14 protein-coding genes are annotated in these 14,750 nt (G+C 37.2%); all 14 read right to left on the bottom strand.

Annotated elements, in window-relative coordinates; all coding sequences use genetic code 11:
- Positions 1 to 2,616, bottom strand: coding sequence for an ATP-binding protein (locus KUA55_RS16730; protein WP_218327542.1), 2,616 nt, complete (start codon positions 2,614 to 2,616; stop codon positions 1 to 3).
- The gene (locus KUA55_RS16735; RefSeq protein ID WP_218327543.1) at positions 2,606 to 3,781 is read right to left on the bottom strand and encodes a metallophosphoesterase family protein; all 1,176 of its coding nucleotides are present in this window, start codon (positions 3,779 to 3,781) and stop codon (positions 2,606 to 2,608) included. The genes KUA55_RS16730 and KUA55_RS16735 overlap by 11 nt, the downstream gene beginning before the upstream one ends.
- 81 nt (positions 3,782 to 3,862) lie before the next feature.
- Positions 3,863 to 4,990 carry a serine hydrolase domain-containing protein gene (locus KUA55_RS16740; RefSeq protein WP_218327544.1) on the bottom strand — a complete coding sequence of 376 codons (1,128 nt, stop codon included), beginning with the start codon at positions 4,988 to 4,990 and terminating at the stop codon, positions 3,863 to 3,865.
- Positions 4,991 to 5,114: 124 nt separating this feature from the next.
- A complete protein-coding gene (locus KUA55_RS16745) occupies positions 5,115 to 6,341 on the bottom strand; it encodes a zinc-binding dehydrogenase (RefSeq protein WP_218327545.1) in 1,227 nt (408 codons plus the stop codon).
- Between the two features lie 19 nt (positions 6,342 to 6,360).
- A complete protein-coding gene (locus KUA55_RS16750) occupies positions 6,361 to 7,224 on the bottom strand; it encodes a mannose/fructose/sorbose PTS transporter subunit IID (RefSeq protein ID WP_218327546.1) in 864 nt (287 codons plus the stop codon).
- Positions 7,225 to 7,236: 12 nt separating this feature from the next.
- Positions 7,237 to 8,049 carry a PTS mannose/fructose/sorbose transporter subunit IIC gene (locus tag KUA55_RS16755; protein ID WP_218327547.1) on the bottom strand — a complete coding sequence of 271 codons (813 nt, stop codon included), beginning with the start codon at positions 8,047 to 8,049 and terminating at the stop codon, positions 7,237 to 7,239.
- Between the two features lie 18 nt (positions 8,050 to 8,067).
- Positions 8,068 to 8,556: a mannose/fructose/sorbose PTS transporter subunit IIB gene (locus tag KUA55_RS16760; protein WP_218327548.1), complete on the bottom strand. Its 489-nt coding sequence runs from the start codon at positions 8,554 to 8,556 to the stop codon at positions 8,068 to 8,070.
- Between the two features lie 2 nt (positions 8,557 to 8,558).
- Positions 8,559 to 8,972, bottom strand: coding sequence for a PTS sugar transporter subunit IIA (locus KUA55_RS16765; protein WP_218327549.1), 414 nt, complete (start codon positions 8,970 to 8,972; stop codon positions 8,559 to 8,561).
- Positions 8,973 to 8,983: 11 nt separating this feature from the next.
- A complete protein-coding gene (locus KUA55_RS16770) occupies positions 8,984 to 9,784 on the bottom strand; it encodes an SDR family oxidoreductase (RefSeq protein ID WP_218327550.1) in 801 nt (266 codons plus the stop codon).
- A gap of 164 nt (positions 9,785 to 9,948) precedes the next feature.
- Positions 9,949 to 10,896 carry a sugar-binding transcriptional regulator gene (locus KUA55_RS16775; protein ID WP_218327551.1) on the bottom strand — a complete coding sequence of 316 codons (948 nt, stop codon included), beginning with the start codon at positions 10,894 to 10,896 and terminating at the stop codon, positions 9,949 to 9,951.
- Between the two features lie 104 nt (positions 10,897 to 11,000).
- Positions 11,001 to 11,408: a hypothetical protein gene (locus tag KUA55_RS16780; protein ID WP_218327552.1), complete on the bottom strand. Its 408-nt coding sequence runs from the start codon at positions 11,406 to 11,408 to the stop codon at positions 11,001 to 11,003.
- Complete coding sequence (locus KUA55_RS16785; protein WP_218327553.1) at positions 11,405 to 11,845, bottom strand: LytTR family DNA-binding domain-containing protein; 441 nt, start codon at positions 11,843 to 11,845, stop codon at positions 11,405 to 11,407. The genes KUA55_RS16780 and KUA55_RS16785 overlap by 4 nt, the downstream gene beginning before the upstream one ends.
- 140 nt (positions 11,846 to 11,985) lie before the next feature.
- Positions 11,986 to 12,327 carry a YlbF/YmcA family competence regulator gene (locus KUA55_RS16790; RefSeq protein WP_218327554.1) on the bottom strand — a complete coding sequence of 114 codons (342 nt, stop codon included), beginning with the start codon at positions 12,325 to 12,327 and terminating at the stop codon, positions 11,986 to 11,988.
- A gap of 63 nt (positions 12,328 to 12,390) precedes the next feature.
- On the bottom strand, positions 12,391 to 14,571 hold the full coding sequence (locus KUA55_RS16795; RefSeq protein ID WP_218327555.1) for a PBP1A family penicillin-binding protein: 2,181 nt from the start codon (positions 14,569 to 14,571) through the stop codon (positions 12,391 to 12,393).
- Positions 14,572 to 14,750: the final 179 nt, after the last annotated feature.

Consider the following 14,750-nt stretch of genomic DNA (forward strand, 5'->3'; position numbering starts at 1 on the left):
TCATGCTCCCTTCAATTCCCAAACTGTCTGATGGAGTTCTTGATAATAGCTTACCATTTCTTGATCAGATGACAAACAAATCACTTGATATTTTTGGCTAAATTTTGCTAAAAGTTCGGCTAATTGTCGTTTTCTTTGGTGATCATAATGTAACCAGCCGTCATCAATGATAATTGGCCCCACTGGATCTGCTGATTCGACTGCCAAATAAGCAAAACGAAAAGCCATAATAAGCTGATCTTTAGTACCTGTCGACAATTGATAAACTGAACGTTGATTGACTGTCAATGTTCCCTCATAAAAATCTAAACGGGCTTTTTTACCAGTTAAAATTTGGAAGTATTCCGCTGCTTTAGTAACTAACTCTGGTAACTGCTGTTGAGATAACTCTGTCGCGATATCTTGCAGCAACTGTCCTTCAATTTTTGCTATCGCATATTCTTTTAACAAGTCGCTGATGACTGCTTGTTGTTGACTTTGTTGCTGGTACAACTGATCCAGCGTACCATCCTTTTGCATCTGTTGAATTTCAATTCTCAAGCGTTGTTCTTTTTCTTGGGCTTGTTGCAACTTCAACTGAGTTTCCTCTAACTGTCGTTGTACAGCTATCATTTGTTGATTTATTTGTATCAAATCAACTGTTTCTGGAAACAATGGCGCTACTGTCTGACTTAAATCTTGTAAACGTTGTTGCTGCTGCATAATTTTTTGTTGCTGCGCCAAATAATCATTAATCTCAGCTGGATAGCTTAACTCGCTACTCTTTAACAATTGCTGGTGCTGATTTAACAACAATTGTTGCTCTTTTTGATTTTGATGAATCCGTTGCTGTAAGACTGCATTTTCTTGATACGTTTCCGCAAAGCGAATTTGTTCCATTTCTTGCGCAAAATCATTCAATTGTTGAAATTGGGCCACTATTGGTTTATCTTGCAGCGGTAACCACTCTGTCAGAAATTGAAATTGTGCAGTTAGCTGTAACAGCTGCTGATTAATTTCATGATTACGTTTTTTTAAGTTGGTTTGCTTTTGTCGTTGACTTAAAAATTGCAGCGCTTTTTGATTACTGGCTAATAAACGAACTTCTTCCAATTCTGTTGAAAGATTTCGCCGCTTTAATTCCTGCTGAGCATTTGCTACTAAATTACTCTGTTGTTCAGCTAAAATAGCGACTTGCTTTTTCACAGTCATTAGCTGTTCATTGATTAAATCCAATTGATTTAAGCGATCTTGCCAAGTTTCTTTATTTCCACTAGCGACTTTCGGCTTAATTGCAAAAATAATGGCAACTAGTGCCATTGCAATAAACACAAAGCGAACAGGAGACGGTAAAAATACCGCGGCTAACACACTCACACCAGCTAACAAAAATCCCCATGGTTGTTTTTTCTTAGGTTTAAAGACTTCAGGATGTTTTTTCTCGTAAGCATTTAGCTGCTCTTCCGCTGTTTGTTGCTGTTCTGTCAGTAAATTTAACCGAATTTGATATTCTTGTAATTCTTGATTCACCGCTTTTACTGGTTTTAAGAAGTTTAATACGGCTGTGTCATTTTCAAAAGGTTCTGGCAGATCCGTCTGCCAGAAAGGGTCGGTTGTTTCTCTTAGCTGTTGCTGATTATGACTTTGTTCATCTATCAGACGATTAACTGGCAGTTGTTGCGCCGATAATTCTTTGATTTTTGTCTCATTTTCTAAATAAAAATAATAGCGAGCTGACGCTTGATTGCCACTGAATTTTTGCAAAGCTTGATGGAGTTGTTCTTGCTCTTTCATTAATTGCTGGTAGGTTTGATAATACTCCTGCAAAGCCGTCTGTTCAGCTGGAGTGCTAGTCAAAGAAAGATCTGTTTGCTGCAATTGACGTAATTCTTGATAATTATCAAAGTTCAGTCTTTGTTGCTCAAGTGTTACTTGTTTTTTTCGCAACTCCTGGTCAGTGGTTGATAAATGCGTTACTTGTTTTTTAGCTTCATCAGCCGCGACTACCAACTCTTGGAAATTTTTTTCCTGTTGCTCTTTTTGTTGGATCTTTTCTGTTAGTTGTTCCAGTTTTTCCAAGGCAAGATTTAATGGTAATTTGCGTCCTCTTGGTCGATAAAGGGTTTCGGCTTGTTGCTGTAACTGATTTTTTTGGGTGAACAATTGATTGCTACCTGATAATCCTAGAGAAATCAGCGCATCATGCAATTTATTTTCTTGCAGCTGCTCTAATTGTTGCAACTGTTCCTGTTGAAAAGTAAATACATCTTGAAATAAGTTGATGTTTAAAGGATACAACAGTTGCACTAAACGCCCCTCATCTCCGACTGTTCCATCAGCAAAACGTAATTGTGCTTTGCCTTTATTTTTATTTTTAAAACGTTCAATTTGGATTTCTCCTAAAGTGCTATGGACAATCGTCAGCTTACCACCAAAACCACTTCCGTCAGTAGGTGAATAATCAGCACCTTTTTTCTTCTTTGTTGGAAAACCAAAAAGCATTGCTTGAATAAATTGATATAATGTGGATTTTCCTGCTTCATTTAAACCAAAAACCAGCTGATTATTCGCTTCAAAGAGAAATTTCTGCTGTTTTAATTTACCAAAACTAGTAATTTCCGCTTTTTTAATCCACATCTTTTTCCCTCCTGAAGCGATAGGCCTGCTTGATTTTTTCTTGAACATTTTGTAACACTTCTGTTTGGAAATCAGCTGTCAAAAGTTCCTGTAATTTAGGATTAACTTCCGCTAACTGTTCTGTAAAAACTGCCTCCGACTGATAAGTTGTTAACAATTGATCCACTAAGCACTCATCGACTGCCAAATAATGTCGCTCATTTGTCGTGGAGGTGAATGCAACCTCAGTCACAAAAATTTCTGCCGGTAAAGAAGTGTTTAAGGTTTCCAATAATTCGCCAGAGGCTAATTGATATTGAATTTCTTCTGCCAGTGTCGGATTATCGGTTAATTTAAGTTGAATTAGGGTCGGTTGCGTCATCGCTATTCGACTCACTAAATAAGGTAATAATTGATTACTACGACGAATTTCTTTTAAGGAAATAGTCAGTTCCTGCCACACAACAGGTGCGACTGGTACTTTTTGTAACTTGATTTTTCCTGCCAGCTCCTCAACTAACAATACACCTGCTAGATTTTTCTCTTTTTTAGTATGACCTAATGGTGTTCCCGAATAATAAGCTGGAGGCATTTCAGAAACCATTTGTGGTACATGAATATGGCCCAGTGCCCAATAATCATAACCTTTTTCCGCTAGCTTTGAGGTAGTAAAAGGCGCATAAGGAAATTGACCTCCATGATACATACCGATATGAAAGTTACTTGTTTTTCTAGGAAACTGATCAATTTTTTCAGCTTCAATGATGGGACCGTCAAAACTAAAACTGCTAATAGCAATTTCTTGTCCGTTTTTTAATTGTAGTTTTTTAGTGGCTACTGTTTCATCAGTAAACAGCTGCATATTTTCAGGGAAATCAAACCAATACCGTTGACTTTGATAATAATCGTGATTACCAAAGTTCATCACCACTGGAATATTTTTTTCCGCTAAACGATTCATTTGAGCAAAAAAATGTTGTTGTGTCTTTAAAGTAGGACGATGTTGGTGAAAAGTATCCCCCGCCAATAAAACAAAATCCACGTCCTCAGCAATCGCCAAGTCGACGATATTTTCCAACATTTTTTGATTTGCTTCCATTAAATAAGGTTGAAAGGCGTTTTTTACATTGGTTAACCCTTCAAATGAACGGTCTAAATGCAAATCTGCCCCGTGTAAAAATTTCATCCTAATCCCCCCAATCTGATATATTTTACCACAAAAAACGAAAACTTGTTCGTATTTTTATCGAGAAAAAAACCGCTAAATTTAGCGGTTTTCTGACAATAATTCGAATAAATGATTGTTTACAGCACCTAAATCCGTCTGGTTAGTATTTCCCAACAGCACAACATAAATTTTCCCATCTCGACTGATACTATTCATCGTATTGAATCCACCGATAACCCCATGAGATGTATATTTTGTCGGTTCAGCATAAAATCCTGCTCCGTAAGTGGAGCTGCTGCCAGAAGTTAACATCTCCGTACGTTCTTTTTCATCGATTAAAGTTCCCTTCATCAAAGCTTGATCGAATAAATATAAATCTGTCGCCGTCATAAACATATCCCCTGCACCAAATAATTGACTCATATCTGGCATAACTTGTTGATCATACTGACCATCTTTTACCCGATAGGAAGTTACAGGTGCCGGTAAATCTCTTGGTGCTTCACCAAAACCAGCATGTTGCATCTTGGCTTTATCAAAAATATGTTCTTGAATATATGTTTTTAAATCCATCTGACTAACAACTTGTACAATATAGCCTACCAAAGCATAATTACTATCTGTATACGACCAATTTCCTGGTTCTTCTTTAATTCCTTTGGCTGCAATTTCTGACACAACTTGTTGTGGAGTAACTGCTAGACTGCCTTCAGAACGACCATTAATACCACTAGTGTGATTCAACAAATTTTTTAATGTAATTTTGTCTCCATTAGGAAAATCAGGAATATATTTTCCAATCGGATCAGTAATTTTTAATTTGCCTGCTTCTTCTAACTGTAATAAGGCCGTAGCCACAATCGCTTTTTGCGCAGAACCAATATAATAACCGTCTGCCACTGTATTTTCTTCTCTTGTTTCACGATTGGCTAAATCAAAGCTTTTACTCAACAAGACTTGATTATTTTTCACAACCAAAACGGTGCCAGAAAAATGTTGTTGCGTCAAATAATCACTTAACTCTGGTGCTTTATCTACTGCTGCAATCGTATTGTCTTTTTCTTTTTTCTCAACCACTTCAGACTTAGGTTCACTCTTCTTCTCTTCCGTCTGCTCAGTTTTCGCTAAGGTGACTTCCTTTTTGGGATGATATGCAAAAAACATCCCCGCTAAAAGAATCATCCCTAACAAAGTCAATGTCGTCAAAAAAATTTTTATCCCACGCATAATCTAGCCTCTTTATACTATTTTCCTTATCCTATCACAAGAAAAATTTTTAACAGCCCAAAAACCATCAAAGTGACGAAAATGTTCGTTAAAAAACGCCCTTACCGTAGTAAGAGCGTTCACTTTAAATTTCTGGATAGTTGGCTAATACATATTCTTCCGCCGCTTTACTCCAGATACCATCGGTTTGACTTAAGATTTCTGCCAATGGACTATTTTCTGGTAATTCTGCCAGATTAGTTAAATCAGCTTTTTTGTGGGTATAAACTAATTTTTTTCCACCACCGATAGCTGGTTGATCTAATGTAGTTTCTGCCACTGCATTTAAACCTAAGATATGAGTCACTACATTGGCAACTTTTACTTGTTTATTTTCAATCAAAGCCACCGCTTTTCGCATGTCTTCTGTATTTCCACCAGATGTACCGACAAAATGCGTTGCTGAATAATGAACATCATAAAAGTTCACCGTTGCAGTAAATTCTTTATCCTGTGGTCCGGCAAAAAAGTTTAAACAGCCGTCAGGATTCAATGCTTTAGTCGCTTCCGTCAACACTTCACCGATAGGTATCATCACAAAAATATCATCAAAGCCGCCGCCAACAATTTCTGATAATTTTTCTGCTTGATTAGGTAAGTCTTTTACATTTACATAACTAACTTCAATACCATTTTGACTAGGATACAATTTAGCCGCACGATTTAATTTATCGTCATGTTGATCAGTCACTACAATTTTTTTAGATTTGACTGGTCCATTTAGTGCATAATCAATCGCCAATAATCCCATTGGACCGGTTCCACCCATAATTAACAAATTTCCATCGGGTTTGATTCCCATGTGGTGTTCATAGCTACCATTTTTAGTATGATAATTTGCTTCAAAAGCACCGATTACGCAAGACAACGGTTCGATTAATGACCCTTCAAAATAAGTTTCTCCATTATATGGAATTAAACAATCCTGATTCATCACATCTTCTGAAATAACAATATACGTCGCATCACCACCCGTATAAGGATAAGAATAACCAGGACAATCTGGTCGATCTGGCAGTTGTAAATTTGCCTGAACAACGTAACGTTCACCTTTTTTATATTTGTGAGACCATTTACCCCCAACTTCTAGAATTTCCCCACAAAATTCATGTCCAATAATAATGGGGTTTTCAGCCAAATCGTTCGGTGATTTTTTATGATCTGCTCCTTGATTGGCCAGTTTCCAAGTGGACATACAAATACTGTCTGTCACAACTGAAGCTAAAATCTCATTTTCTTTAATTTCAGGTAATTCAAATTCTTCTAAACGCAAGTCCTTTTTTCCATATAAGCGAACTGCTTTTGTTTTCATGACTAAATCCCCCATTTTTTTATGCTAAAATACCTAACCAGTAACCAATAATCCCGACAGCAAATAATGTAAAAATCAAAACAATCGGACTGACTTTTTTCTTCAATAAATACATCATTAACAATGTTAAGCCTAATGCCGGCAAACCTGGCACCAAATCATCTAAAACATTTTGAACAGTTGTGATTACCGTATTTCCATCGGTACCTGGTGTTCGAGAAACCACCAATGGAATATTAATCGTTGTCCATTTAGTTACCAAGACACCCATGATAAATAGTCCTAAAATAGTTGCACCCTCGGTTAATTTTTGTAATAAATTTCCCGATAAATCTTTAACAATGTCCATTCCTTTGCTGAAACCATAAGTTAAACCAAACCATTTCATCGATAATCGAACAGCGTTAAAGGCCAAGAAGAATAAAATTGGTCCCATAATATTTCCGCTTAAAGCTAGTGAAGCACCCAATGCTGCTGTAATCGGCCGTAAAGTTCCCCACACAAGTGGATCGCCTACCCCTGCTAAAGGCCCCATCAAACCAACTTTCAAACTATTAATGGTACCCGCATCAATATCTGCCCCAGTTGCTTTGGCCTCTTCCATCGCCATCGTCACACCAATTACTGGTCCACAGACAGCTGGTGTCGTATTAAAGAAGGTCATGTGTCGCTGCAAAGCTTCAGCCTGCTCTTCTTTCGTGTGATAAACTCGTTTGATTGTCGGAATCATATCAACACAAAAAGCTAATGCATGAATTCGTTCGTAGTTAAAAGAGGCTTGTTGGAAGTTTGAAAAAACAAAAGTTGTCATTAAATCTTTTTTAGTTAATTGTGATTGCGAATAAATATTTTTTTTAGTTTTTACTGTTTCGGTTATCTCCATTTGATCTTCCTCCTAGTCTTCTAACTCATCGTCAGCTAATTCGCCTGCGACAACGGCTGCTACGTAATTTCCTTGTACTTCATTTTTCTTGAAGTTAGGATTTAATTGAATGTAAATCAAAGCTGTAATTAATCCGATAACCCCAAATGCCAACAAACTAAAGTCAAGATAACCAGCTAAAACGAAACCTAGATAGAAGAATGGCATCAAATAAGCAACGCTCATCATATTTAAGACCATCGCGTAACCTACCACTACGATAAAGCCACCGGCAACGGCCAAACCACCAGTAATAACATCTGGAATCATATCTAACATTTTAGTCACCATCTGCGCATTAACGAAGGTCGCCACGATAGTAGCTGGAATTGCAACCCGTAACGCTTGTACAAATAAGGCGCTAAAGTGTATGAAAATAATTTTATTAAAATTGGCTTTTTCAGCTTCTTTGTCTGCTGCGTGTTGGAATGCAACTGTGATAGTGCGGGCAATTACCGTCAAGACTTGACCAGCTGCTGCGACCGGTAAAGCAATCGCAATGCCGGATTGAATATCTTGCTGCCCTACTACTACTAAAATCGTTGAAATGACACTAGCCAGCGCAGAATCGGGTGATTGAGCTGCTCCGATATTCATCCAACCTAGCGCAATTAATTCCAGCGTACCGCCTAAAATAATTCCTGTTTGGACATCCCCTAAAATTAAACCAACAATCGTACAAGCAATCAGTGGTCGATGTGTCTGAAATTCATCTAACACACTGCCCATTCCGCAGATACATGAAAAAATAAAAATAAGTACAATTTGTAGAGTTGATACTTCCATTTACACTTCCTCCTCTGATTAAAGCCCCGCTTCTTTTAATTTCCCTTCAAAATCTCCCTTTGGATCAGTTGCCACCACTCGTAAATCTAGTTCAACACCCATTTCTGCTAATTTTCTAAAGGCTGCCACTTCTGTTTCATCCACTGAAACAGCTTTTGTAACTTGTGTTCTACCTGTTTTAAATTGCATTCCTCCGATATTAATTGATTGAATTGGAATTCCCGCTTCAATCATAGTTACCACTTCCATTGGATTGGTAAATAAATAGAAAACCGTCTCGTCAGCATATTTAGCATTGTTGTATACTTTTACCGCTTTTTCCGGATCGACAATGTTCACCTTAATTCCCGGTGGTGCTGCTTGTTTCACTAAGGTTTTACGAATATCATCTTCACTAACCTCCTGGCTGACTACAATAATGCGACCAGCTCCCGCTTCTTTTGCCCAAACGGTGGCAACTTGCCCGTGGATCAGGCGATCATCAATTCTTGATAGTTTAATTTTCATTTTTAAAAATCCTCCTCATCTTCGATTACTTGTTGACTAAAAGCTTGAACTGTTTGACTAGGAATAGTCGTCAGGTGAGTAACAATTTCTGATAACTGACTATTTTCCAGCATACTAGCTGCTTCTAAAACTAAAGGTAATGACATTCCAGATACAATTTCAATTTTTCGATCGGGCTGTTCTAACGCTAATCCACAACTGGCGTTATACGGTGTCCCACAAAATAAATCACATAGAATTAAATAATTGGCTGCGTCCGTCATTGATTCTTTAATTTTTTCCTGTAAGGTCTGTAAACCATCGCCATTTAGAAACTCGACTGTCTGAAAATCTTTTAATTCACCAAAAATCATTTCGGCTGAATTTTTCATTTCATGTGCCAATTTTCCGTGGGCAACTAAAATGACTTTATTCATAATTAAACTCCTTATCCTCTGGTTTTTCCTCCAGCTACATTGACGGTCACTCCAGCGATGTAACTTGAACGATTGGACATAAAGTAAGCAACTAAATCAGCAACTTCAGATAATTTTCCATCTCGTCCTAAAGGAATTGTCTTGGTATTGGTATAGCCTGCTCGTAATTCTTCTACTGTAATACTTCTGGTGTAGGCTAAGGCCGTCTCATAATCAATGGTTCTTAAACCTGTTTCTTCCATAATGCCAGGAGCAATTCCGACTACTCGTACACCTTTTTTTCCTAATTCTTTCGCCCATGACCGTGTCAAACTATTTACTGCCGCTTTGGTTGAGGCATACACACTTTGACCTTCAGAACCCTCCAGACCAGATTCAGAAGACATATTGATAATCACGCCATCACCTTGTTTCACTAAAACCTTACCGACCGCTTGTGCCATTAAATAAACACCCTTTAAATTAATATCAACCATCTTGCTAAAAATACGTTCATTCACTTGAAACTTGCCATCGTCTGTTAATTTTTCATCTACCAAAAGTGCTGGAATATTTACGCCTGCATTGTTAACTAAGGCATCAATTCTTCCAAATTTTTCCACGGCTAGATCAACTGTTTGATTGACTGAATCAGCTAGAGTCACATCCGTTTGGCTAAATAATAAATTTTCATGGCTAAACTTGCCTGCTTGGATATCGGCATTTACCACGTTAACCCCTAACTCGCATAATTCTTCTACAATCGATGCACCAATTCCTGAAGAACCGCCTGTCACAATCGCTGTTTTCCCACTAATTTCTAACCAATCCATTTTTTTGCCCACCTTTTTAACATTTGTGATTTTGTTTTAACATTTGTTATAAGTTAGTTTAATCCCTTATGTAATCGTTGTCAATAACTATTTTCACTTTTTTTATTCTTAAATCACAAAAGTGCAGATTTAGGCAAAAAAAAATAAGCGGTTTTTTAGACCACTCATCTCTTTAAAACTTCTTTGGCTGTTTCTTCGGTAGTCACCAAAACATTAATGTAATCACCCTTTAAAGCTGCAGCGATAGAGTCCGCTTTTTCCACAGATTCGGCAACGCCAATTCGATAAGCAGCACGTTTTAAATCTGTTCCATCAATGCCAATCAGACGCTCGTCTAATTCATTTTCAATATGTTCACCAGCAATATTATAAAACCGAGATACCACATCACCAATAACTTTTTTTCCTTCCAAATAAGCTAGCACATCTTCGCCATAAAATTGTTTCCAACTTTCGCTAGCTTTTAAACTAGGTGAGCCAATTCCTAAAATAGCAATATCAATTCTGCGCCAATAGGTAATTAACTCTTGATTAAACTCATTTTCCATCAACGCTTTTTTTAGTGAGACCGTCTCAGGAAAAGCCGGTGAATCAATTAATAATGCTCGTCCATTTAATTTTTTGGAAGCTTCATAAGTGATAGTGTTAACGTGAAAATCACTACTTAATCTGCCAGAGGGCCCACCAATCATAGGTACACATAAAATATTTGAAGCATGATGATCCGTCAACCCCGAAGGAATGGCAGACATGGTCTCGCCCCATGAAAACCCGATAATCATATCATCAGCAATAATTTCCTTCAAATAGGAATCCAAACCGTCAGCCAATAAAAGATCCTTTTGTCCGCGGCTTAAGTCGTTCGCCGCTGGTACAATGATCGCTTTTCTTAATCCAAATTTCTCTTGTAACTCTTTTTCAATGTGATAGGAACCAGCCTTATCATAGTTGATGGAGATATTCACGATTCCTTCATTTCTCGATCGTTTTAATAAACGGCTAATGGTACTACGGTGAATATTTAGTTCTTTAGAAATTTGATTTTGATTTTTATCTTCTTGGTAATACATTTCGGCAATTCTAACCAATAATTTATCTTCTTCCGTACTCAAAACGACATCCCACCTTTTCACGTTTGTGCATAATTGTAACTAATGTGATTATACCTTTTTATTGCACAATTGTGAAGTTGTTCGAACTGCCAAGCCTTTTTTTATCATTTAGTTAACTGATTCAATTCTTCCACTATCTTTTTATTTTGAAATTTACGGTAAAAATAAAAACCAATTACGTGTAAAACTAGATTAATCAATAAAAATAATCCCCAAAATGGCAAGATAATTTGAAACATTTCCACTGAGAATAGATAAACTGCTAAATAACCAGCAGCAAAATTTATCAAAGTTGTAATCACAATATTCACCGGTGCCGACCATGTCCCAAAATTCCAAAGATAAGGATAAATTACGCCAAAAACACCACCGATAATTATTGCGATAACAATAATATGCCAAAAATAGGAAAATTGTACTTGTGGATTGCCAAAGCCGAGATTGATGATGATTAATAACCATACCGTAGTTAAAAACGCTGCTTGCATAAACTGATTTTTTAAATTTTTCATTGTAATGCCTCCTTGATTTGTTTTGCGTAATGGCGACTGACTGAAAAAGTTTGTCCATTTTTAGTAAATACTTCTAGCCTGGCATACTGACCATTTTTGAAACTAGTCACTTGCGCCAAATTTAAAATGACTGAGTTATTAATCCGAAAAAGTTGAACTGCTTGTAAATCAGTAAAATCTTTCAAACGACCTTTCAAATAAAACACTTGATCATCATTTGTATAAACTTTTGATAACTGGTCCATCGCTTCAATCATAAAGATCATTTGAGAATCTATTTTAAAGCGTCGTTCATTTACTGGTTGAATGACTTCTAATTCAACCGTTTTTGTAAACAATGACTGAAGTTTGTTGGTCAACTTTTCATTGACTGGATGTAACGTTACTCCCAGTTCTTCTTTTGGATAATTTTTATCCCACAACCAATTAATTTTCATCTTGCTCCCCCTCTGTATTGATAATTTAGCATTAAACTAAACCAGAAGCTTCTGTTTTTTAGTTTGTTGCAAAAGATGCTTCCTTTGTTGCAACAAAAAAAGACTAGAACAAAAATGTCCTAGTCTTACAAAAGTTTTGCTTAGCCTTGGTAAAGATCACGAATCGGTGTCATAATGATGCGATTTAAGTCGTTGATAATTACGCTGAATGCTTGTTCTTTTTCCATCAAGCTGTTGATTAATGCTTCTTGTTGGACTTTCATTGCGATTTCTTGCGCTTTGTCTGCATCTTCATCAGTGAAAGTTTCACCATTCATTTGTTTTTCTTGTAAAATTTGTTGCATTTCTTGGAATTCTTTGAATAAAGCGAAAGCTGCTTCGTCTGCTTGTAATGTTGCAAAAGCTGCTTCTAATGCTTTAAATTCGTCTAATTCTCGTAATTCTTGTTCTAATCCATTTGCTGAATCATAAATGTTTGCCATGCTTATATCCACCTTTTCTTAAAGAAATTTACACTTGATTGTAACATGAAACTGCTTTATCGGCTAATTTCCTTGTATCCTTTGCCAAAAATTATTGATTCCTTGACGAGCCTTGTCGACAGCCGAATCAATCCCTTCACTAGCTTTATCGCCGAATTCTTTTATTTTGTTTTCCCAATCAGTCGTTCCACCATCAGTAGTATTTGGATCAACGGCTTGTTCATTGACTTCATCAGGTGTCATTACTTCACCGCCAGTCACGTATGCATCTGCTACTTCAAAATTGGCTGTCTCGACATGAGGTAAGATGCCTTCTGCTTCTGATTTGAAAATTTGACCGACTTGTTGTCCACTTGTACCGGTTAAGTAATGGGATTCACTAACATTTTCATAGCCTAACCAAGTCGAAATCACCACATTCGGTGTATAACCGACAATCCATTGGTCGTTAACTTTAGTGGCATCAAAGTTTGTTTCTGTCGTACCCGTTTTTCCTGCCACAGTATAACCATACGGTGCAGCCTCTACGCCGGTTCCGTTACTAAAGACACCCAACAACATACTGGTCATTTCATTAGCTACTTTTTTCGACACCACTTGTTCATATTTCGGTTTCGTATTATCAACAATCACTGCGCCGGTCGAATCAATAATTTTAGTAATTAAATAAGGATCATACATTTTTCCTTCATTCGCAAAAGCACCATAAGCTCGAGCCATTTCAAGGGGCGAAGCACCAGTTTTTAATCCACCTAAAGCCAAGCCATAATATTTATCGGAATCATCTAAATCAATCCCAAATTCTTCAACTTTATTAAAGCCCTTCTCAATCCCCATTTCATGCAGCAACCAAACGGCTGGAATATTCAAACTTTGAGCTACCGCTTGATACATAGCGGCTTCCCCAGAATAGGTGCCATCATAATTTTTCACATCATAATAATCTAATGGTGAGTCTTGTAAAGTACTGCTAGGAGTATAACCAGATTCTAAAGCTGGCGCATAAACACTCAGTGGTTTCAAAGTTGAACCTGGTGAACGGCGCATTTGAGTAGCAAAGTTAAATTCTCTAAAGACGTGCTCGCCACGACGACCAACTAATGCTTGAACGCCTCCGTTTTGCGGATTTAAGGCAACTGAAGCGGATTGTGGTGCAACACCATCATCAGCAGCGGCAGGAAAGTTATAATCATTATCATAAGTACTTTCCATTTGTTTTTGATAATCTTGATCCAACGCAGTATAAACTTGATAACCGTTGTTTAATAATGCTTTTTCGCTAATGCCATATCGATCAACAGCTTCATTAATAACCGCATCAAAATAAGATGGGTAAGTATATCCGGCTTCTTCCGATGAATAAGTATCATTTAACAAACTGCCTAAATCAACACTAGCTTGCTGAGTTTGTTCTTCGGCACTAATTTTGCCGTTTTCTGCCATTAAACTTAAGACCGTATTGCGGCGATTGGTGGCATTTTCTAAATTATCGATCGGATTGTAAATACTTGGTCCCTTCAACATCCCGGCAATTGTCGCGGATTCTCCCACAGTTAATTGACTAGCATCTACACCAAAATATTTGTGGGCTGCATCTTGGACACCCCAGACTCCGTTACCAAAATAAGAATTATTTAAATACATCGTCAGAATTTCATCTTTGCTGTATTTTTTTTCGATTTCCAGTGCCATGAATAATTCTTTGGCTTTTCGCTGAAAAGTTTGATCTTGACTGAGATAGGCATTCTTAGCCAACTGCTGCGTAATGGTGGAACCACCGCCGGTAATCCGACCACTAGTCACAATTCCTAAGGCCGCTCGGGCGATCCCTTTAATATCAAATCCATGATGCTCGTAAAATCTTCGGTCTTCAGTCGAAACCACCGCATTTTTTACTGAGTCAGATATTTGATCTGCTTCAACATAGGTTCCTTTTTGACCGTATAAAGTCCCCGCCTTTTGACTATCCTGATCATAAATCACCGTGGACTGTTTTAAGCTAGACTCCAAAGTTTCTACATCAACTGACTTGGCTAAAACAAAAAGGTAAATACTGGTAACCAAAATCCCTACCAATGCTAAAAGCAGCAAGATTTTATTGATATAAAACTTTTTCCAAATTCGTTTGCGCCAGTGGTGAAAAGTAATTAAATGTGGTTTCAACCAGCGCCAAAAAATCCCTAGACCACGTCCGATAGAGCTAAAAAAAGCTTTTAGTTTGTCTAAAATCGTTTGAAAATCCATCAATCGATCTCCATTTCTATAAATTCTATTCAAAAGTGTAGCATATTTATATTTTGTTTGACCTGAGTCTTAAGACCGAGAGTCATAATGACACGATTTTACCACGAGAAAAGTAGAAAAAATTAATATTTTCCTTAAATAATCGTTAAATGATACAATATCCAAGATATGAGGTGAAA

It is taken from the genome of Enterococcus alishanensis, assembly GCF_019218635.1.
Lineage (GTDB): Bacteria > Bacillota > Bacilli > Lactobacillales > Enterococcaceae > Enterococcus_A > Enterococcus_A alishanensis.

Coding starts and splice junctions, on each gene's coding strand:
- KUA55_RS16730 (WP_218327542.1), bottom strand. CDS start 2,616: ATGTGGATTAAAAAAGCGGAAATTACTAGTTTTGGTAAATTAAAACAG.
- KUA55_RS16735 (WP_218327543.1), bottom strand. CDS start 3,781: ATGAAATTTTTACACGGGGCAGATTTGCATTTAGACCGTTCATTTGAA.
- KUA55_RS16740 (WP_218327544.1), bottom strand. CDS start 4,990: ATGCGTGGGATAAAAATTTTTTTGACGACATTGACTTTGTTAGGGATG.
- KUA55_RS16745 (WP_218327545.1), bottom strand. CDS start 6,341: ATGAAAACAAAAGCAGTTCGCTTATATGGAAAAAAGGACTTGCGTTTA.
- KUA55_RS16750 (WP_218327546.1), bottom strand. CDS start 7,224: ATGGAGATAACCGAAACAGTAAAAACTAAAAAAAATATTTATTCGCAA.
- KUA55_RS16755 (WP_218327547.1), bottom strand. CDS start 8,049: ATGGAAGTATCAACTCTACAAATTGTACTTATTTTTATTTTTTCATGT.
- KUA55_RS16760 (WP_218327548.1), bottom strand. CDS start 8,556: ATGAAAATTAAACTATCAAGAATTGATGATCGCCTGATCCACGGGCAA.
- KUA55_RS16765 (WP_218327549.1), bottom strand. CDS start 8,972: ATGAATAAAGTCATTTTAGTTGCCCACGGAAAATTGGCACATGAAATG.
- KUA55_RS16770 (WP_218327550.1), bottom strand. CDS start 9,784: ATGGATTGGTTAGAAATTAGTGGGAAAACAGCGATTGTGACAGGCGGT.
- KUA55_RS16780 (WP_218327552.1), bottom strand. CDS start 11,408: ATGAAAAATTTAAAAAATCAGTTTATGCAAGCAGCGTTTTTAACTACG.
- KUA55_RS16785 (WP_218327553.1), bottom strand. CDS start 11,845: ATGAAAATTAATTGGTTGTGGGATAAAAATTATCCAAAAGAAGAACTG.
- KUA55_RS16790 (WP_218327554.1), bottom strand. CDS start 12,327: ATGGCAAACATTTATGATTCAGCAAATGGATTAGAACAAGAATTACGA.
- KUA55_RS16795 (WP_218327555.1), bottom strand. CDS start 14,571: ATGGATTTTCAAACGATTTTAGACAAACTAAAAGCTTTTTTTAGCTCT.